This is a genomic window from Mycobacterium sp. GA-0227b (assembly GCF_001499855.1).
In the GTDB taxonomy this organism is placed as follows: Bacteria; Actinomycetota; Actinomycetes; order Mycobacteriales; family Mycobacteriaceae; genus Mycobacterium.
The window spans coordinates 67229-85730 of sequence record NZ_LQIK01000008.1 but is presented as its reverse complement, the minus strand read 5'-3'; the positions used below and the strand labels follow the sequence as shown (position 1 = coordinate 85730).

The following is an 18502-nucleotide window of genomic DNA, read 5'->3' as shown; positions in this document are numbered from 1 at the left end:
TGACGCTACGTGATCGGGTCGATGCGAAACACGGGCAGGCGGCCGGCCATGCCCTCGAGTTCGTCGGGGCTGCCGGACTCCAGGATGCCTGCGCGTTTCATCAGGTCGACGCCGACGGGCACCTGGGCCGGGAACTCCCGCAGCACCGGTCGCGCCTCGGCTGGATCCAGCTCGATGAGACGCACCCGCTCGGTGCGCCGGCCCGTGCCCAGCGTGACGTGCTCTGCCGCGCGCACGTTGCGCGCCCAGTCCGCATCCGGATAGGCGTTGACGACGTAGCGGATGCCGTCGATGGCCATCGGGGTGATCGGCGTCGCGCGGGGCTTACCGGTCCTGCGCCCCGGCGCCGTGAGCACGACGGGGGATTCGTGCCGCGAGATCGGCAACCCGAGGCGCAGCGCCACCATCAACAGCTTGTTGGCGTACTTCAGCCACCGCGGCGGTGCACCCCGAGCGTCCATGCCATAACGGTATTGGTCAGATCGCGACGCCGTGCTCGGACAGCGCGACCCGCAGGCCATCGGGCCGGTCGGCGGTCGGCAGCGGGTCGACGAGGCTGAACTGGCAGCCGGCCGCGCGGGCGCCGCCGTCGGCCTCGTCGCTGTCACCGACCATGAGCGCGTCCGCCGCGGTCACGCCGAGCCGGGTCAGCGCCGTCTCGAAGATCGCCGCGTCCGGCTTGACGGCCCCGACCTCGTAGGACAGCACGAACTCGTCGACGAACTCGGCTGCACCGATCGATACGAACGCCGGCCGGACGTCGAAGGCGATGTTCGACACGACCGCGGTCTTGACACCGCGCCGGTGCAGACCCCCGAGCACCTCGGCGGTGTCCGGATACGGCGTCCAGTTCAACGGGTCGATCAGGATGCCGTACAGCGATTCGGCGTGATGGTCGGCCAGGCCGGACTCCCGCAACACATGCAGGTAGGCCTCGCGATGCAGGTGCGGCGCGAGGTCGCGGTTGAGCCAGGCGTGATACGCGTCCGGGCCCATCTCGACGTGCTGGCCGGTCGGCGCGGTGAGCCTGCGCATCAGCTCGGCCTGCACGTGCCCGTCGACCTCGCGGTCATCGACCGCCATGCCGTGAAACCAGCTCTCGTCCTCCTCGAGCCGGAACAGCGTGCCGGAGTAGTCGAACAGCACCGCGCGTACCGTGGTCACCACGCCATCCTAACCGCGTATCCGATCGGCCTTGTCCCGCAGCACTTCTCGTTCACGTTCGTTGTCGGTCATGGCGGCGGCGCGGTCGAACTCGGTGGCGGCCTCGGCCCCGCGGCCCAGGCGAACCAGCAGTTCCCCGCGCACGCTCGGCAACAGGTATGACCCGTCCAGGCCGGTCAACCCGTCGACGATCCTCAGCGCGGCCTCGGGGCCGTCGGCCATCGCCACCGCCACCGCCCGGTTGAGTCCCACCACCGGCGACGGCGACACCTGGACCAGCCCGTCGTACAGTACGACGATTCGACGCCAGTCGGTGTCGGCGGCAGTCGGGGCGGTGGCGTGGCACTCGGCGATCGCGGCCTGCAGCGCGTACGGGCCCCAGCCGGAGCCTTTGCGCTGCACCGCATTCGCGGCGCGTTCGAGCGCTGCGACGCCGCGCTGGATCTGCGCGCGGTCCCACTTCGCGCGGTTCTGGTCCTCGAGCAGGATCGGCCTGCCGTCGCTGTCGGTGCGGGCGGCGAACCGCGACGACTGGAACTCCATCAGCGAAACCAGGCCGTGCACCTCGGGTTCGTCGGGCACCAGCGCCGCCAGCACCCGCCCGAGACGCAGTGCCTCGCTGCAGAGTTCGTCGCGAATCCAGCGCTGCCCGAACGACGCCGAGTAGCCCTCGTTGTAGATCAGGTAGATGACGCTGAGCACCGCCGACAGTCGCTGCGGATACTCCGAGCGATCCGGCACCTCGAACGGCACATCGGCGGCCGCCAGCGTCTTCTTCGCGCGGGTGATGCGCGCGGCGATGGTCGGGGTCGACGCGAGGAACGCGCGGGCGATCTCCTCGGTGGTGAGACCGCCGACCACCCGTAGCGTCAACGCGATCTGGCCTTCGCGCGACAGCACGGGGTGCGTCGAGATGAAGATCAGCCGCAGCACGTCGTCGTCGATGCGGTCGGGATCCCACGATTCAGGGAAATCCCGGACATGGGTTTCCAGCTCGCGCGCCATCGCCGCGTACTTGCCGTCGAGATTCTCCTGGCGGCGCCAGTGGTCGATCGCCTTGCGTTTGGCGACGGTCGTCAGCCAGGCTCCGGCGTTGCGGGGCACACCGATCCTCGGCCACTGTTCGAGGGCATCGACGAGCGCGTCGGCGGCGAGGTCCTCGGCGAGCCCGACGTCACCGACCGTGCGGGTCAACGTGGCGACGATCTTGGCCGCCTCCATCCGCCACACCGCATCGACGGTCTCGCGCAGGTCGCTCGTCACGCGCCCATTCTGCCGGGTCTCCTCATTCTGCCGAGCAGACGCAAAAGGACCACGACACGCCGAGGAAATGGAGCACTTTACGTCTGCTCGGGCAGGAGAGTGAGAGCTATGACCCACAGGTTGGTCACCGCGTACCGGGAAGGCCGCAAGGCATTCCCGCACACGCTCGCCAACCCGTATGCGGGGCTGGGTGATCGGGCCGTCGCGCGGATGTGGCGGCTGGGCTGGCAACGCGCCGCCGAGGAGCAGCAGGGCATCCCCAGCGAACAAGAACGGCTTGCTCGGTTCGCCGCCGAGATCGATGCGCTCCTGGACTGACCGCCTCCAGGCGCTCCTGCAGCACCGCCGCCGCGTCACCCTCTAGGCGCGACCGACCGTGTTTGTGCACCGACACGCCGTGTCCGCCTGTACAAAAGCGGTCGCTCGCCGAACGGACAGTCAGCCGACTGATGCTCGCTCGCCGAACGGACGCTCAGCCGACTGATGCTGGATTGTCGGCTCAGCCGACGGCGCGCTCGCTACCCTCCCAGAACTGCGCGCGCACCGCCTTCTTGTCGGGCTTGCCGAGCGCGGTCACCGGCACCGAGTCGACGACGATGACCTGCTTGGGCGACTGCACCGACCCCTTGCGCTCCTTGACCGCGGTCTGAATCTCGGTCGTCATGCGGGCCACCGCATCTTCGGAACGATCGGCGTCCGGTCGCAGCACGACCACGGCCGTCACCGCCTCGCCCCACTTCTCGTCGGGCGTGCCGATCACGCAGACCTGCGCGACCGAAGGGTGTTCGGCCACAACATCTTCCACCTCACGGGGGAACACGTTGAAGCCGCCGGTGACGATCATGTCCTTGGTGCGGTCGACGATGTAGTAGAACCCGTCGGAGTCCTCACGGGCCAGGTCGCCGGTGTGCATCCAGCCGTCGCGAAACGTCTCGGCCGTCGCTTCCGGCTTGTTCCAGTAGCCGCCGGAAACCAGCGGGCCGGACACGCAGATCTCGCCGACCTCGCCCTGCGGCACCGGGTTTCCGTCGGAGTCGAGCAGCGCCACCCGCGCGAAGACCGTCGGCCGGCCGCACGACGTCAACCGCTGCTCGTCGTGATCGCCCTTGGCCAGATAGGTGATCACCATCGGCGCCTCGGACTGGCCGTAGTACTGCGCGAAGATCGGGCCGAACCGCCGGATCGCCTCGCGAAGCCGGACCGGGTTCATCGCCGATGCGCCGTAGTAGACCGTCTCGAGCGAGGACAGGTCGCGGGTGTGCGAGTCGGGGTGGTCCATCAGCGCGTAGATCATCGACGGCACCAGCATGGTCGCGGTGATCTTCTGCTCCTCGATCACCCGCAGCACCTCGGCCGGGTCGAACTTCGTCAGTACGACCAACTCGCCGCCCTTGATGATCGTCGGGACGAAGAACGCCGCGCCGGCGTGCGAAAGCGGCGTGCACATCAAGAATTTCGGACGCTCGGGCCACTCCCACTCGGCGAGCTGGATCGTCGTCATCGTGGTGATCGACTGGACGGTGCCGATCACCCCTTTCGGCTTGCCGGTGGTGCCGCCGGTGTAGGCCATCCCGCCGATGTGATCGGGCGGCAGGTCCGCGGCCACCAACGGCTGCGGCGAGTACTTGGCGGCCTCGGCGGTCAGGTCGACGGCCACGCCCGCGAGCGCCTCGGGAACCGGCCCGATCGTCAGGATCTGCTTGAGGTTGGGCACCTTCTCCAACAGGCCCAGCGCCCGGTCGACGAACTGCGGGGTCGGGTCGATGATCAGCGCCGAGACGCCCGCGTCGGTCAACACGTACGCGTGATCGTCCAGAGAACCGAGAGGGTGTAGTGCCGTGCGGCGGTATCCCTGGGTCTGCCCGGCGCCGATGATCATCAGCACCTCGGGCCGGTTCAGCGACAGCAGACCGGTCGCGCTGCCGGTACCGGCACCCAGCGCCTCGAACGCCTGAATGTACTGGCTGATGCGCTCGGCGAGCTGCCCCCCGGTCAGCGTGGTGTCGCCGAGAAACAGCACGGGCTTGTCCTTGTTGCGCTTGAGCGCGCCGACGGTCAGGTGGCCGGAGTGGATGGGATGGCGCAGCAGGTCATCACTCATGGCCCTCAGACTAGAACGTGTTCCAATCTCAGTCATCGGGTCCCCGGGAAAATGCCCGGCCGTGGCGCTCCACGCTGAAACCGACGGGCAACGCCGCTGCACGAAACGCGAATCGAAGGAGCCTGCAGTCGTAACCGCGTCAGCGGTCCGGCTCGGAGGTGTATTCAGGAAAGCCCCGCCTCGGCTTAAGTTAATGTGCATACTCGTCGCATCCGAGTTACAACTGCCGAGCTTTGGGGCTAGGTTGCCGAGGCGGCTGCCGATGTCGTCCGGCGGAGATATTCCGAATACGCTGCGGCGACCTGGTGCCATAGTGAATGCTGCCGACGAGGGGTGTAGGGCATTAAGTGAATGGCTGTTCATCATGACGACACGGGGTGACGGGGTCGAGGTCATCGGCGCATGGGCCGGTGGCTACGTCAAGCGTCACCCCCTGGCATCGCTCGCGACGGTCGGCGATCAGTTCGTGATCGGCGCGCGCACGCTGCAGTACCTGTTCATCGACCTGTTCACCGGACGTTTCCAGTGGTGGGAGTTCGTCCGCCAGGCCTCGTTCATGGCGGGAACGGCGGTGCTGCCGACGGTCCTGGTGGCCTTGCCCGTCGGCGTGACCCTCTCGATCCAGTTCGCACTGCTGGCCGGCCAGGTCGGCGCCACGTCACTGGCCGGCGCGGCCAGCGGTCTGGCGGTGATTCGCCAGGCCGCATCTCTGACCGCGGCGATCCTGATGGCAGCCGCTGTCGGCTCGGCGATCACCGCAGACCTCGGTTCCCGCAAGATGCGCGAGGAGACCGACGCGATGGAAGTCATGGGGGTGTCGGTGATTCGCCGCCTGGTCGTTCCGCGGTTCGCCGCGGCGATCATGATCGGCGTGGCGCTCACCGGTGTGGTGTGCTTCGTCGGCTTCCTCGCCAGCTACCTGTTCAACGTGTATTTCCAGAACGGCGCTCCGGGCAGCTTCGTCGCGACGTTCGCGTCGTTCACGACGACGGGCGACATGATCGTGGCTTTGGTGAAGGCAGTCGTCTTCGGCGCCATCGTCGCGGTGGTGTCGTGCCAGAAGGGACTGTCTACTCAGGGCGGTCCGACCGGGGTAGCCAACTCGGTCAATGCCGCCGTGGTCGAGTCCATTCTGATCCTCATGGTCGTCAACGTCGCGATCAGCCAGCTCTACATCATGCTGTTTCCCCGGGTTGGTCTGTGACATGGCGTCGACGTTCGTACCGCCGCTGCTCGCGCCCTTCGTCCGCCTCTACGAGAAGGTCATGCCGCCGATCGGGCAGCTCGGCCACATGCTGGTGTTCTTCGTCCGCGCGGTCGTCGCGGTCCCCGTCGCGCTACGGCACTATCGCAAAGAGTTCATCCGACTGCTGTCCGACATCGCCTGGGGCAACGGCTCTTTGGTGGTGGGCGGCGGGACCGCGGGGGTGGCGATCGTTCTCGGCGTCACCGTGGGTGCGCTCGTCGGCATCGAAGGGTACAACTTCCTCGACCTGCTGGGCTTGGGCCCCGCGACGGGAATCATCTCGTCGCTGGTGAACACCCGCGAACTCGCCCCGATCGCGTTGTCGTTGGCGTTCGCCACGCAGGCCGGCTGCCGATTCACCGCGCAGCTGGGATCCATGCGAATCTCCGAAGAAATCGATGCCTTGGATTCACTGGCAATCCGTCCCATCCCCTATCTGGTGACCACCCGGTTGATGGCCTCGGTGATCGCGGTCATTCCGCTCTACGTCGTCTGCCTGGCGGTCAGCTATCTGACGACACAGGTTGTCGTGCAAGTCATCAGCGGTGGTGCGACCGGCTCGTATCTGCACTACTTCACGCTGATGCTGTCGGGTCAAGACATCTTGTACTCGCTGCTCAAGGCGATCGTCTTCGTCTGGATCGCCACGACGATCCAGTGCTACTACGGCTTCTATGCCAGCGGTGGTCCCGAGGGCGTCGGGGTTGCGGCCGGACACGCCATGCGGGCCAGTATCACCGTGGTGATCATCGTCAACATGCTGCTCACCATGGCGCTGTGGAACGTAGACGCCGGCGCGAGGTTTGGGGGGTAGGTGGCGAATTCCTTTGACCTGGACGGGCGCGGCCCAACCGACCGCCAGTTGATCGGTGCGGGGATCGTCGTTGTTCTTGTGGCAGCGTTGGTTACGACGACCCTTTTGGTGAAGGCGACAGGACGCCTGGATCCCTTCGTGCGCGTGGTCGCGAACCTCGTCAACGTCGGCGACGGACTGCCGCAACGCTCCGACGTGAAGTACCACGGCGTCTTGGTCGGTACCGTCCACAGTGTCACCCCGGCCGCGCACGGAAATCCGAACTTCGTCCACATCAACCTCAAACCCGAATACGCACCGTCGATTCCGAACAACGTGACGGCCCGGGTGGTGCCCAGCAACGTGTTCGCGGTGTCCTCGGTGCAACTCGTCGACCCCGGCGGGCCGCCCAACGGCGGGAAGCCTGGATCGCCGATTCAGGCGGGTGCGCACATTCCGGAGGACACCGAGCTACCGACGGTGTTGTTCCAGACCACGATCAGCAAGCTGCGCGACATCCTGGCCGCGACTGGGCGGGGTCGCGAGGACAAAACCATCGGCATCCTCGCCGCGGTCAACGAGGCCACCGAGGATCGCCGTACCCAACTGCTCGCCGCCGGCGCGCAATTGGACCGGCTCATCAATGAAGTCGATGCGATCGTGGCCACCGAGCCGGACTCGACGACGGTGTCGGCGCTCACCGATGCGGCCGTGGGACTGCAGCAGACCACACCTGAGTTGTTCGACGCGCTGCAGAAGGCGGTGCGACCGATGCAGGTCCTGGTCGAGCAGCGGGCCCAGCTCGACGCGCTGGTCAGCGGTGGCGTCCACACCATGAACACCACGCATACCGCGCTGAACAACCACACCGACCGGATGGTCAAGATCACCTCGGAGCTGACTCCGGTGGTCGGCAACCTGGCCGATACCTCGCGCCACTGGGTGCCGGCCTTCGTCAAGCTGAATCAGCTGTCCGACAAGTTCTTCGACGAGGTGTGGATGCACGATCGCGACATCGGCAACATGCGGGTGAACCTGTCGTTCACGCCGACCTACACCTATACCCGCGCCGACTGCCCGCAGTACGGCGAACTCAAGGGCCCGAGCTGTTACACCGCGCCGTTGGTACCGGTCCGGCCGCCGTTGCCGGACACGTTGTTGCCACAGAACTTCCAGCCGCCGAAGGATTTGGCGCCCCCGCCCGGCACGGTCCTGGGGGAGAACGGCAACCTGGTCGCCGTCGGACCGCCGCTGGTGAACCCGTATCCCAACCTGGCCGATCCGAATCCGCCGCTGCCACCGGGAGTTTCGCCGTCGCCACCGGTACCCGGATCGGCCAACCCGGCGCTAGAACCCACGCCGCCGCCGGCAGTGAACCAGTCCCCGCCGGCACCGGTCGCGCCCAAACCGTGGGATCCGCCGCCGCCCGCCGGTCCCCAGCCCGCCGAGGCTGCACCGGCTCCTGCTGGATTGCCGGCTCAGCCGGCTCCTGCTGGATTGCCGGCTCAGCCGGCGGCCTTCGGCGGGAACGTGGGACCCGTTGGTAGCCAACAGGAACGCAACCAACTCTCCGTCATCACCGGCCAACCGGCCACCACGGCGACGCAGCTGCTGCTCGGACCGGTGGCCCGCGGCACGACCGTCTCGCTTGACCAGGAGGCCCGATGAGGTACCGCGGCGCACTGATCGGCCTGTCGCTGTTCATGGTGGTCGCCGTGACGCTGACCTGGCTGGTGTACGTCACGCTGCGTCGAGACGTCGTCGGCCGGACCGTGCCCTACGCGGCGATGATCACCGACGTGTTCGGCCTGCGGGAGGGTGATGACGTCCGGATGGCCGGCGTCCGCGTCGGCCGGGTGGAAAAGATCGAGCTGGCCGGCGATCTCGCCAAAGTGTCGTTCGTGGTGCAGGACGACCAGCAGGTGCTCGGCACCACCGTCGCCTCGGTCACTTACCAGAACATCGTCGGCCAGCGATATCTCGGTCTGTCGCTGGGCAATCTCGGTGACCCGGGACCGCTGAAGCCCGGCAGCGTCATCCCCGTCGAGCGCACCGATCCGTCGTTCGATGTCGGCCGGCTGCTCAACGGCTACGAGCCGCTGTTCAGTGTGCTCGACCCCAAGCACGCCGACAACCTGACCAAGGGAGTCATCCAATCGCTGCAGGGCGACAAGGGGTCCATCACCGCCCTGGTGGACCAGACCGGCCGGCTCACCGAGTCGTTCGCCGGTCAGGACGAGCAACTCGGTGAGGTGATCACTGACCTGAACGTCGTGGTGGCCAACCTCGCCCGGCATAACGACGACCTCGACCACATCATCGGCGAAGCCCGCACGGTGGTGTCGACCTTCGACGCGCGACGCCCCGAATTGGTGGAGTCGATGAGTTCGATCGCGAAGGTGGTGCGGCAATTGTCGACGATCTCCGACGAGGTGTACCCGTCACTGAAGGAAATGGTCACCCGCGAACCGGGATTCGCGGCGCACATGGTCGGCCTGGAGAACCAGCTGGCGTTCACCGGCGCCAACCTCCCGTTGCTGCTGAAGGGCTTCGCGCGCATCACCAGCGAAGGCTCCTTCGCCAACGCCTACGCATGCGACCTGAACATCCAAGGATTTTTCCCCGGCCTCAACGACGTGGTGCCGATCATCGTGGACGCCGCCACCCCGGGCAACAAGGCGCGTTACACCCCGAAGTGCAGGAACATGGCCAATGGCTGATCAAACGAAGGCGGATCAAACGACGGCGGACCCAACGAAAAAGCGCCGCCGCCCACTGGAGAACCGCAACAAGACCTGGATGGGTGTCGTTGCCGTCCTGGTGGTTTCGTTGCTCGTCGGAACACTGCTGTTGTTCAAGGTGGCCAACTTCGGCTACCGGCAGTACACCGCACACTTCCTGCAGGCCGCCGCCTTGCAAGTCGGTAACCCGGTCACCGTTGCCGGAATCCCGGTGGGCGAGGTATTGAGCATGAAACTCGCCGGCGACTACGTCGAGGCCAAGCTCAAGGTGCGCAATGACGTGGTGCTGGGTGAGGATTCGCGGGCGTCGATCAAGATCACGACAATCCTGGGCTCGCGGTATCTGGCCCTGTTTCCCGATGGTGCGGGCTCGTTACCGAACGACACCTTCGACCTGACCCACACCGAGGTTCCCTACGATCTGCAGGAAGCACTGGCCGACGTCACCAGAACCTACGAGCAGGTCGACTCGGACAAGTTCGCCGAGACGCTGTCCGTCCTGGGCGAGCAGATGAAGACGTTGCCGCCGGTGGTGCCGCAGGCCTTGGAGAACACCCACACGCTGTCGACGATCATCGCCGAGCGTCGCGACCAACTGGGCGAACTGCTGAAAACCACTGAGGTGGTCAGCAATACGCTACGTCGTCAGCAGTCGACCATCGGTAGCCTGGTGAATCAGGGCAACTCGTTGCTCGGTGAGTTCGTCGCCTCGCGTGCCACATTCCACGCGATGATGGATGCGCTCACCAACCTCGTCGAGACTTTGAGCGGCGTCGTCATCGAGGACCGGCCGGAACTCGAGGAACTGCTGCGCAATCTGCGTGAGCTGTCCACTTTGCTCGCCCGCGACGGCGATGGCTTCCTGCGCAGCATCCTGCAGTCCGGGCCAATCGCGCTGCGTGGCTTGGCCAACGCCACCGGCAGCGGCAATGCCGCTGGGTTCAACGCCACCAACGGCCTGCTGGTCGACTCGTGGATGTGCGCCATCAGCGGCCGCGCCAAGCAATTTTCCATGATCGAGTACTTCCAGGACTGCAAATGAGGATCACCAAGACCAAGCTGCTGGTTGCCGGTGCGATCGCACTGGTCGTCGGTCTGGCGTTGGCCACCGTCGCTGTGATCTACACCAAGGACCAGCTCGACACCATGACTGTGACGGCCCAATTCGACAGCGCCGCCGGTCTATACGAGGGAAACACCGTCGCGGTGCTCGGTATGCCGGTCGGCGAGGTCACCAAGATCACCCCCAAGGGCGGCTACGTCGAGGTCCGTTTCACCGTGGACAAGGATGTCAAGGTTCCCGCGGACGCCCAGGCGGTGACGATCTCCAACTCGATTCTGACCGACCGGCAGATCGAACTGACGCCGCCCTACTCGGGCAGCGGTCCCATCCTGCAGAATCACGCAACCATCGGGCTGAATCGCACCCAGACTCCGGTCGAATTCGCCCGAGTGCTCGACGTTCTCGACAAGCTATCGGTTTCGCTGAAGGGCGACGGGAAGGGTAACGGCCCGATCGCCGATGTGGTCAACGCCAGCGCCGCGATCGCCGACGGCAACGGCCAGCAGATGAAGGACGCGCTCGGCGAGCTGTCGAATGCCCTGCGGCTCAGCGCCGATCGGGGCACGGTGACCAGGGATCAGCTGACCACCATCGTCCGGAACTTGAGTTCGTTGTCGGAGGCGGCGGCCAGGAATGACGAGACGCTGCGGGAATTCGGCTCGTCGGTGCGGGCGCTCAGTCAGATCCTGGCCGACGAGAACCTCGGCAGCGGTACCACCGGCAAGAAGATCAACGAGGTTCTGACCAACACCCGTGAGGTGCTCGAAATTCATCGCGATGCCATCAAGGACCTCGTCGCCAACGGCGACATCGTGCTGAACACCGCTGTCGATCACGAACGCGATCTCAAGGAATTCCTCGACGTCGCGCCGATGACACTGGACAACCTGTACAACATCGTCGACCAGAAGAACGGCGCCTTACGGGTCAAGGTGCTCACCGACCGGGTGTTGTTCGACAACCAGTTCATCAAAGAGGTGTGCAACGTGATGGGGCTGCGGCAACTGGGCTGTAGCACCGGGACGTTGCAGGACTTCGGGCCGGACTTCGGGCTGACGCACATGCTGGACGGACTCGCGGCGATGGGACAGAAATGACGACCGCGATCCGCAGGCCGTGGCCGATAGCGCTCGTGACGGCGGCGTGCCTGGCCCTTTCCGGCTGTGGCACCGGCGGTTTGGCCAGCCTTCCGCTACCGGCGCCCGGCGTCGGGTCCGGCGGCTATCGGCTGACGGCGGTGTTCTCCAACGCGCTGAACCTGCCCGCCAACGCCAAGGTGAAGCTGGCCGGTGCCGATGTCGGCCAGATGGAGTCGATGGAGGCGCGTAACTACACGGCGGTGACCACCTTGCGCATCATGGACGGAGTGCAGTTGCCTCGGGGCAGCACCGCCGAATTACGGTCCGCGACACCGCTTGGCGATATTTTCGTCGCGATCAAGCCGCCGTCTCCCGCCGATCCGAATGCGCCGCTGCTGTCCGATGGCGACACGATCCCGTTGGACCACACGACAGCGGCCGCGACGGTGGAATCGGTGCTCAGTTCGGCGGCGGTGTTGGTGAACGGCGGTGCGGTGCGCAACTTCACCAACATCATCAACGGACTGGGCAAGGCGACCGGCGATCAGGGCGAGGCGTTCGGCAACCTCATCCGCAAGACCAACGACACCTTGGGCACGCTCAACGCCCGGTCCGGGCAGATCTCGAACGCGATCACCGAAACCTCCCGGCTCGTCGAGGCGATTGAAGCCAAGAACCAGACCATCAGCGAAGTGATGGCCGAAGCCCGACCGGCCACCGACACGCTGGCGGCGCACACCACCCAGATCGCCGACCTCGTCGAGCAGATCGGTGACGTGTCCGACCAGGCGCGCAAGTTCCCGTCGATCGCCGGCACCGACACCAGCGGCCGAAGCGTCATCGCCGATGCCAACACCGTCGCCGGCGCGTGGAACGACGTTGTGCTCACCCCCGACGCGACGCTCTATGCGCTCAACCGGCTGATGCCCCCATTCGTCAAAGGGACGACCGGCAATGCGCTCGCGGTGAACGCGAGCATCGACCGGTTGATCCTGGGACACATACCCGATATCGGCTTCGCCGGAGACCCGGGGTTCCACGGACCCAAGTGGCACAACTGGTTTCACCTTGTGGGCTCGTTCAAGTACACGCTGTTCCGGCTGCAGGAGAAGATCGTCGGTAAGGGCCCCGGCGTGCCGCAGGTCCCGGTGATCCCCAGCCCGACCGAGCCGGGGCAATTGGAGGTTGCGGGGCCACCGCCCGGCCCACCGACTCCGCCGGCACCGCTGCCCGTCGCGCCACCGGCAACCGATATTCCACTGCCGGCACTCGGGCCGGTGGCGGGGCCACCGCAGCCACCCGCGCCCGCCCCGCCGCCCGCACCCGCGCCGCTGCCGGCGGAGGCACCACAATGATCTCGAGCACTGCCGACCGGCTGGTCGAACTCGTCCGGTTCGGCCACCGCCGCCGCGCCTGGCTTTCGGCGGCTGGGTTGGTCATGGTTCTGGTGGTGGCGACCGGCTACCTGCTGCTCGGTGCATTGCGGGTGAACCCGTTCGCCTCGCAGTATCAACTCACCGTCCAACTGCCCGAGTCGGCCGGCCTGCTGCCCAATCAGGACGTCACGATGCGTGGCGTGCCGATCGGCCGGGTGGACCGGCTCGACATCACCCCGGCCGGGGTGAACGCGGTGGTCAACGTCAAATCGACGATGAAGATCCCGGAGTCCAGCGATGTCCGGGTGTCGGGCCTCTCGCCGGCCGGTGAGCAGTACATCGACTTCGTGCCGGAGTCCGACCAAGGTCCGTTCCTGGCCGACGGCGCCGTCATCGGCCAGGGCAGGGCCACGGTGTCCGTCAGCCTGGCCGAGCTGCTGGCCGACGCAGACGGGGCGTTGGCGCAGACCGATACCGAGAAACTCGAGCTGATCCGGCGAGAGCTGAGCCTGTCGGAGGCCGGCCCGCAGAAGCTGGAGGACATCGTCGAAGGCGGCACGTTCCTGCTGTCCACGATGGACTCGGTGTTGCCGGAGACCAGCAGCCTGCTGCGGACCAGCCGGGTGGTGCTCACGTTGGCCGCCGACAAGAACGCCGGAATCGCCGTCGCCTCAGACAATCTGGAGCACAGCTTTGTCGGCATCAACAAGATGCGCGAAGGCTATCGCCGGCTCACCAACCAGGGTCCGGATGCGCTGACCGCAGTCGACAACCTGTTCATCGACAACTCCGACACCATGGTGCAACTACTGGGCAACCTGACGACTGTCTCCCGGCTGCTGTACCTGCGGGTGCCGGCACTCAATGCACTGTTTCCGGACTATCGCACCTCGCTGCTCGACGCGCTGGGCACCGCGATGCACGACAACGGGCTGTGGGCCACCGGCGACATCTACCCGCGGTATCACTGCGACTACGGAACGCCGCGCCTGCCACCGTCGAATGCGGACTACCCGGAACCGTTCATGTACACCTACTGCCGCGACGATCACCCCGGGATGCTGGTCCGCGGAGCCAAGAACGCGCCACGGCCGGCCGGCGACGACACCGCGGGCCCCCGCCCGGTGCCGATCTCGGCCGGCAGACGGATCCGACCCCGAAGGGCCGGTTCACCATTCCCACCCCCTACGGCGGGCCCACCCTGCCGATCGAGCCACCGCGCTAGGAGATGAAGATGTCAATTACCAGCGACTCCCTTACCAACGACGACACCGACAAGAAGCCCGACGGTGACAGCGACACAACTGAGGCAACGCCTGATACAACGCCGGACCCGGCGCCCGACGAGGCGGACGGATCCGACGGGCCTGAAAGCGCATCGGGCGGTGACGACCAGACACCCGACGACCCGGCCTCCGGCACGGAGAGCGAGGCGAACTGGCCCCGCCGCATCCGACTCGCCGCACTGGCCATCCTGGTTGTCGGGGTGCTGGCCGGCTCCGGCTTTCTGGGCTGGCAGCTGTGGCAGCAGCGGCAGGTGGAACGAGCCGGCAATGCCGCGCAGCAGGCGGCTGTCGAGTACGCGCAAGTGCTTACCAGCATCGACTCGAACAAGGTCGACGAGAACTTCGCGGCCGTGCTCGACGGCGCGACCGGCGAGTTCAAGGACATGTACTCGCAGTCCAGCACCGAGCTGCGCCAGTTGTTGATCGACAACAAGGCCTCCGCGCACGGAGTGGTGCTGGAGTCGGCAGTGCAATCCGCCACCAAGGACAAGGCGGTGGTGTTGCTGTTCGTCGACCAGGCGGTGCAAAACGCCAGCGTCCCGGATCCGCGCATCGATCGCAGCCGGATCAAGATGACCATGGAGTACGTCGACGGCCGTTGGCGCGCAAGCAAAGTCGAGCTGCCGTAATCATGCGCCCGCGGAATCTGGGCAGCGCGATGGCGGTGGTGACTGCGCTGGTAATCGCCACCGCGCCACCCGTGTCGGCGTCGGCCCCCTCGTTCTGCGATGAGCTCGGCGGTCAGTGGGACGGACAGTTCTGCAGCACGTCGGTGATCTCGGAGCGCGAAGCGGTCCGCAACATCAAGATGGCGTTGCCCGGCGACCTGGTGGAAAACCCCGTCATCCGGGAGTACCTGACCAACCTGATGAACAACTGGCGCACCGCCGCCAAAATGATGGTCCAGGACAGCTTCGGCGAGCAGCACTTCGAGATCTTCCAGCATGGCGGCGCGATGACTGCCGTGTTCCACGAGATGTATTCGGGCACGGTCGGTACCGACGCCCTCGCACATCCGAACGCGCCCATCGTCAGCGACGCCTACCGCACCTTCACCTTCGCCGGCGGACGGCAGCTGCAACTGGCCGACCTGTTCAAACCGGACGTCGACCACCGGGCCGAAATCCCACGCCTGGGTGCGCCGTTCATCGTCGCCGCACTCGACACCGCACCGCCGCCGCACCAGCCCGGCACCTATCCGTTCACCCCGGACCGCTGGACCCCGGACAAGGTGTACTCCGGCGGGTACCGGGCCTGGGCGCTCACACCGGATGAGCTGATCCTCTACATGCCCGACTATCCGGTCGGCCGCGACACCCCGTTGGACTACACGATCGGCCGCATGCAGTGGGCGATGGACGGCGGCACTGTGCAAGCCCATATCCCACTCGCGGCGTTGGCGCCCGTCCTGCGCCCCGAATTCGGCGGTGCATAGCGATGTTTCGAACATTCGCCGTGCTACTGACAGGGCTGCTGGTGTTCGCACCGGTGAGCCGGGCCGAACCCGCCGCCCCGACGTTGCCGGTGTTCGTTCCGTACCCGTCGAATTGGTCGCCCGACTACACCGTATTCCCGTACAACCTTTGGCAGGTGCGGGTCACGCCGGAGCAGATTACGGCACAACGTGACTCGTGCCAGTGGTTCAACGCCCAGTACGACGAACTCATGACCCAGGTGTACGGCTTTCAGGACTTCCTCGGCGACAAGGGCGACGACTGGTCGACACCGGGCGTGACGGAAGCCGGTGATGTGGTCGCCGCCAACCTCGACCAGTCCGCGGCCTTCCTCGATCCCCGCGCGCACACGCTGTTCATCGTCAACTACCCGGATCAGAGCGAGTATTCGCCGCTCTTCCACGGGGATTCGATCTACCGGCTCCGGTACCAGTTCACCCAGATCAGCGACAAGATCAAGCGCCGGCTGCCGTCAGGACAGATCAACGCGAACATCGCAACGGCCAACGTCTATGGCCGGGCGATCCGCGACTCCGGAGTGTGCGCTGGGGCGTGAAACCGGGTGTCTCGCCGTACCCCTCGATAAGATCGCACCAGCAGTCTTGTGCCAACAAGGAAGTCGGGAGGCGCCATGTCCGGCGATATCGAGCGCCTCCGCAGCGTCATTTTGCGCCTCGCCCGGGAACGCGGCCCGGACAAGACGATCTGCCCGTCCGACGCCGCCCGCTCAGTCGGTGGTAAGGACTGGCGCGACCTCATGAACGACGCCCGCGACGTCGCCAGGGACCTGGCGCGCCGGGGCGAGGTCGAGATCACCCAGAAGGGCGAGGTGGTCGATCCGGACGCGACGTGGCGGGGTCCCATCCGGATCCGCGCGACGTGAGTACGCCGCCGGTCGCGTAGCAGTCAGGCCGGCCACTGAGCCCGGTGTCGGCAAAGTTCTCCCGAATCGCTGCCGGGGCAAGCTCGATGGGTTAGCGTTCGAGCAGTTCGACTCGTCGGGGAGTAGGTATGGGCGAATATGCTTCAGCGTCAATAATTTTGGATGACGCGCCATCGGGTGCCGCGCTGAGGAGCGAAAGATGAGTTGGCCCAAAGTCTCCGAAGTCCGCGACATCGTGGCGAAAGGTGCGGTGGCCGGGGCGCTCATCGTCATTGCCGCGATGGGCGCCGCCGTGCCGGCGAGTGGAATGCCAGCCCTCGCAGGACTATCCCTTGCGCCGGCGCCGCTGCAGCCTCCCGGCCCGCCGCCTGGACCTCCGACGAGCCCCGATGATCCCCGATGTGCGGCGATGCCGACGTACCCCGTGTGCCAGGGCGGCCCGTATGCGCCTCCGCCTCCGCCGGGGCCACCTCCGCCTCCGTCACCCATGACGGGGCCGCCTACCGGCCCGGCAGATCCCGCATGCATCAGCCAGCCTGCCAACCCGATATGTGCCGGCGGCCCGTACGGGCTGCCGACGCCGCCGCCGCCACCACCGGCACCGCCGGTCGCACCGCCGCCACTGGCGCCACCGCCGGCGCCGCCGATCGCACCGCCGCCATTGGCGCCGATCGCGCCGCCCCCGATGGATCCGATCGCACCGCCACCGATGGATCCAATCGCGCCGATCGCGCCGATCGCACCGCCGCCGATCGCACCGCCCGCGATGGCACCGACCGGTATGGGCGGTCTCGGCGGGATCAACGACGGCATGGGCGGAATGGGCCATATCGGTGGTATCGGCGGCATGGGTGGTATCGGCGGTATGGGCGGAATGGGCCACATCGGCGGTATGGGCGGCATGGGCCACGTCGGCGGCATGGGAGGGATGCCCGGACACGTCTGATTCGACCCCCCAACGCGCCCCGCGGCAGCGTCATCTGGAGCTCACTGGAGAAGGCTGCCTGAGCTTTTCGTCAAAGAGAGGAACGGCATGACCATCACGCGCGAGCTGTCTGCAGTGTTCATCGTCGCTGCCGGCGTGGCGATCGGATCGGCCGGCGCTGCCTGGGCCGGCGGGCCTCCGCAGGGTTCAGCGGCCGCGCTGAGCGGTACCTACCACTATCGATCCGATACCGGCAAGGTCAACACATGGGTGATCACGCCGTGTGGTCCGGGGTGCGCCGACGTAGCCGTCACACCCGTCACCGACCCGAGGGTCACGCCGTATGGCGGACGCGCAATGCTGAACAACGGGCGCTGGGACATGACCGTCCAGTACGCCCAGGCGGTTCGGTGCAAGCCGCCCGGTGACCATGTGACTGTCCCTGGCACAGTTGCCTTTTCAATCGACGCGGCAACGTTGAGCGGCACCGCCGTGAACACCCAGGCCGCCGCGGAGTGTGGAGATCCGGCCGGGGCCACCTACCAAAGCGACTTCACCTTGGAGAAGGTCGCGTAGGCATGACAAAGCAGCGCTGCCTCGAAGGCAGCGCCGCTCTGTCGGAACACCTGACGTCCGCACCATTTAGGCGCGAACGCTCAGCTGAGCCGGTCGGCCTCCGCGCGGGCCTGCGCCGCGATCTTCTCGGCGAGCTCGGCCTTCCATCGGATCTCCTTTTTGATCCACGGGTTGTCCTGCGGGAATTCGCTCGTCTCCGAGACTCGCCGCACCTCGACCTTGACACCCTTGCCCAGCGGAATCTTCTGCGCCCACTGCTTGGCCTCTTCCTTCGACGACACGTCGAGGATCCAGAACCCGTTGAACAGCTCCTTGGCCTCGGTGTAGGGCCCGTCGGTGACGACCGGCGGGTCGGAGTTGAAATCGACGACGAACCCCTCCTCGGGTCCCGTCAGACCCTCGCCGGCCAACATCACGCCGGCCTTGATGAGCTCCTCGTTGAAGCGACCCATCTCCTCGATGATCTGGTCGAAGTCGATCTCCATCTCGGCCATCGCGGCTTCGGCCTCGGGGGTGGACCGCATGATCAGCATGTAACGCGCCATCGTTCTC

19 protein-coding genes and 1 pseudogene are annotated in these 18502 nt (G+C 66.4%); 15 read left to right on the top strand and 5 right to left on the bottom strand.

The window, feature by feature from the left end; all coding sequences use genetic code 11:
• Nucleotides 1-5 precede the first annotated feature (5 nt).
• The 3 genes from AU185_RS08985 to AU185_RS08975 are packed head-to-tail and all read right to left on the bottom strand — an operon-like array spanning nt 6 to nt 2385.
• Nucleotides 6-461 (bottom strand): nitroreductase/quinone reductase family protein, encoded by a 456-nt coding sequence (locus tag AU185_RS08985; RefSeq protein WP_059099475.1) that lies wholly within the window; start codon nt 459-461, stop codon nt 6-8.
• Between the two features lie 16 nt (nt 462-477).
• Nucleotides 478-1167 (bottom strand): HAD family hydrolase, encoded by a 690-nt coding sequence (locus AU185_RS08980; RefSeq protein WP_059099474.1) that lies wholly within the window; start codon nt 1165-1167, stop codon nt 478-480.
• Nucleotides 1168-1173: 6 nt separating this feature from the next.
• Complete coding sequence (locus AU185_RS08975) at nt 1174-2385, bottom strand: RNA polymerase sigma factor (RefSeq protein ID WP_172800380.1); 1212 nt, start codon at nt 2383-2385, stop codon at nt 1174-1176.
• 150 nt (nt 2386-2535) lie between these two features.
• Between AU185_RS08975 and AU185_RS08970 the strand changes: the two genes are divergently transcribed.
• Nucleotides 2536-2745, top strand: coding sequence for a ribosome modulation factor (locus AU185_RS08970; protein WP_059099472.1), 210 nt, complete (start codon nt 2536-2538; stop codon nt 2743-2745).
• A gap of 181 nt (nt 2746-2926) precedes the next feature.
• Here AU185_RS08970 and fadD8 read toward each other — a convergent pair whose 3' ends face one another.
• Complete coding sequence (gene fadD8, locus AU185_RS08965; RefSeq protein WP_059099471.1) at nt 2927-4528, bottom strand: fatty-acid--CoA ligase FadD8; 1602 nt, start codon at nt 4526-4528, stop codon at nt 2927-2929.
• A 364-nt stretch (nt 4529-4892) separates the two neighbouring features.
• Between fadD8 and AU185_RS08960 the strand changes: the two genes are divergently transcribed.
• The 14 genes and pseudogenes from AU185_RS08960 (at nt 4893) to AU185_RS08895 (ending at nt 17950) form a co-directional block, all read left to right on the top strand.
• On the top strand, nt 4893-5732 hold the full coding sequence (locus AU185_RS08960) for an MlaE family ABC transporter permease (RefSeq protein ID WP_059099470.1): 840 nt from the start codon (nt 4893-4895) through the stop codon (nt 5730-5732).
• Nucleotide 5733: 1 nt separating this feature from the next.
• On the top strand, nt 5734-6588 hold the full coding sequence (locus tag AU185_RS08955) for an ABC transporter permease (protein WP_059099469.1): 855 nt from the start codon (nt 5734-5736) through the stop codon (nt 6586-6588).
• Nucleotides 6589-8235, top strand: a complete 1647-nt coding sequence (locus AU185_RS08950; protein ID WP_059099468.1) for an MlaD family protein — start codon at nt 6589-6591, stop codon at nt 8233-8235.
• Entirely contained in the window at nt 8232-9287 is a 1056-nt protein-coding gene (locus AU185_RS08945; protein ID WP_059099467.1) for an MCE family protein, read from the top strand. The genes AU185_RS08950 and AU185_RS08945 overlap by 4 nt, the downstream gene beginning before the upstream one ends.
• Complete coding sequence (locus AU185_RS08940; RefSeq protein ID WP_059099466.1) at nt 9280-10350, top strand: MCE family protein; 1071 nt, start codon at nt 9280-9282, stop codon at nt 10348-10350. The genes AU185_RS08945 and AU185_RS08940 overlap by 8 nt, the downstream gene beginning before the upstream one ends.
• Nucleotides 10347-11468 (top strand): MCE family protein, encoded by a 1122-nt coding sequence (locus tag AU185_RS08935; protein ID WP_059099465.1) that lies wholly within the window; start codon nt 10347-10349, stop codon nt 11466-11468. Before AU185_RS08940 ends, AU185_RS08935 begins: the two co-directional genes overlap by 4 nt.
• A complete protein-coding gene (locus AU185_RS08930) occupies nt 11465-12805 on the top strand; it encodes an MCE family protein (protein WP_059099464.1) in 1341 nt (446 codons plus the stop codon). Before AU185_RS08935 ends, AU185_RS08930 begins: the two co-directional genes overlap by 4 nt.
• A pseudogene (locus AU185_RS08925) lies at nt 12802-14051 on the top strand (MlaD family protein). The gene AU185_RS08930 and the pseudogene AU185_RS08925 overlap by 4 nt, the downstream one beginning before the upstream one ends.
• Nucleotides 14052-14060: 9 nt before the next feature.
• Entirely contained in the window at nt 14061-14741 is a 681-nt protein-coding gene (locus AU185_RS08920) for an Rv1363c family protein (RefSeq protein ID WP_059099509.1), read from the top strand.
• Between the two features lie 2 nt (nt 14742-14743).
• Complete coding sequence (locus AU185_RS08915; RefSeq protein WP_059099463.1) at nt 14744-15547, top strand: mannan-binding family protein; 804 nt, start codon at nt 14744-14746, stop codon at nt 15545-15547.
• Nucleotides 15548-15549: 2 nt separating this feature from the next.
• Nucleotides 15550-16122 (top strand): hypothetical protein, encoded by a 573-nt coding sequence (locus tag AU185_RS08910; protein WP_059099462.1) that lies wholly within the window; start codon nt 15550-15552, stop codon nt 16120-16122.
• A 75-nt stretch (nt 16123-16197) separates the two neighbouring features.
• Complete coding sequence (locus AU185_RS08905; protein WP_059099461.1) at nt 16198-16449, top strand: DUF3253 domain-containing protein; 252 nt, start codon at nt 16198-16200, stop codon at nt 16447-16449.
• A 199-nt stretch (nt 16450-16648) separates the two neighbouring features.
• Nucleotides 16649-17395: a hypothetical protein gene (locus AU185_RS25075; RefSeq protein WP_156425451.1), complete on the top strand. Its 747-nt coding sequence runs from the start codon at nt 16649-16651 to the stop codon at nt 17393-17395.
• Between the two features lie 87 nt (nt 17396-17482).
• A complete protein-coding gene (locus AU185_RS08895; RefSeq protein WP_059101162.1) occupies nt 17483-17950 on the top strand; it encodes a hypothetical protein in 468 nt (155 codons plus the stop codon).
• Between the two features lie 80 nt (nt 17951-18030).
• Here the strand turns inward: AU185_RS08895 and AU185_RS08890 are convergent, their stop codons facing one another.
• Nucleotides 18031-18495, bottom strand: a complete 465-nt coding sequence (locus tag AU185_RS08890) for a YciI family protein (RefSeq protein ID WP_059101163.1) — start codon at nt 18493-18495, stop codon at nt 18031-18033.
• Nucleotides 18496-18502: the final 7 nt, after the last annotated feature.

Coding starts and splice junctions, on each gene's coding strand:
- AU185_RS08985 (WP_059099475.1), bottom strand. CDS start 461: ATGGACGCTCGGGGTGCACCGCCGCGGTGGCTGAAGTACGCCAACAAG.
- AU185_RS08975 (WP_172800380.1), bottom strand. CDS start 2,385: ATGGAGGCGGCCAAGATCGTCGCCACGTTGACCCGCACGGTCGGTGAC.
- AU185_RS08970 (WP_059099472.1), top strand. CDS start 2,536: ATGACCCACAGGTTGGTCACCGCGTACCGGGAAGGCCGCAAGGCATTC.
- fadD8 (WP_059099471.1), bottom strand. CDS start 4,528: ATGAGTGATGACCTGCTGCGCCATCCCATCCACTCCGGCCACCTGACC.
- AU185_RS08960 (WP_059099470.1), top strand. CDS start 4,893: ATGACGACACGGGGTGACGGGGTCGAGGTCATCGGCGCATGGGCCGGT.
- AU185_RS08955 (WP_059099469.1), top strand. CDS start 5,734: ATGGCGTCGACGTTCGTACCGCCGCTGCTCGCGCCCTTCGTCCGCCTC.
- AU185_RS08945 (WP_059099467.1), top strand. CDS start 8,232: ATGAGGTACCGCGGCGCACTGATCGGCCTGTCGCTGTTCATGGTGGTC.
- AU185_RS08940 (WP_059099466.1), top strand. CDS start 9,280: ATGGCTGATCAAACGAAGGCGGATCAAACGACGGCGGACCCAACGAAA.
- AU185_RS08935 (WP_059099465.1), top strand. CDS start 10,347: ATGAGGATCACCAAGACCAAGCTGCTGGTTGCCGGTGCGATCGCACTG.
- AU185_RS08930 (WP_059099464.1), top strand. CDS start 11,465: ATGACGACCGCGATCCGCAGGCCGTGGCCGATAGCGCTCGTGACGGCG.
- AU185_RS08920 (WP_059099509.1), top strand. CDS start 14,061: ATGTCAATTACCAGCGACTCCCTTACCAACGACGACACCGACAAGAAG.
- AU185_RS08915 (WP_059099463.1), top strand. CDS start 14,744: ATGCGCCCGCGGAATCTGGGCAGCGCGATGGCGGTGGTGACTGCGCTG.
- AU185_RS08910 (WP_059099462.1), top strand. CDS start 15,550: ATGTTTCGAACATTCGCCGTGCTACTGACAGGGCTGCTGGTGTTCGCA.
- AU185_RS08905 (WP_059099461.1), top strand. CDS start 16,198: ATGTCCGGCGATATCGAGCGCCTCCGCAGCGTCATTTTGCGCCTCGCC.
- AU185_RS25075 (WP_156425451.1), top strand. CDS start 16,649: ATGAGTTGGCCCAAAGTCTCCGAAGTCCGCGACATCGTGGCGAAAGGT.
- AU185_RS08895 (WP_059101162.1), top strand. CDS start 17,483: ATGACCATCACGCGCGAGCTGTCTGCAGTGTTCATCGTCGCTGCCGGC.
- AU185_RS08890 (WP_059101163.1), bottom strand. CDS start 18,495: ATGGCGCGTTACATGCTGATCATGCGGTCCACCCCCGAGGCCGAAGCC.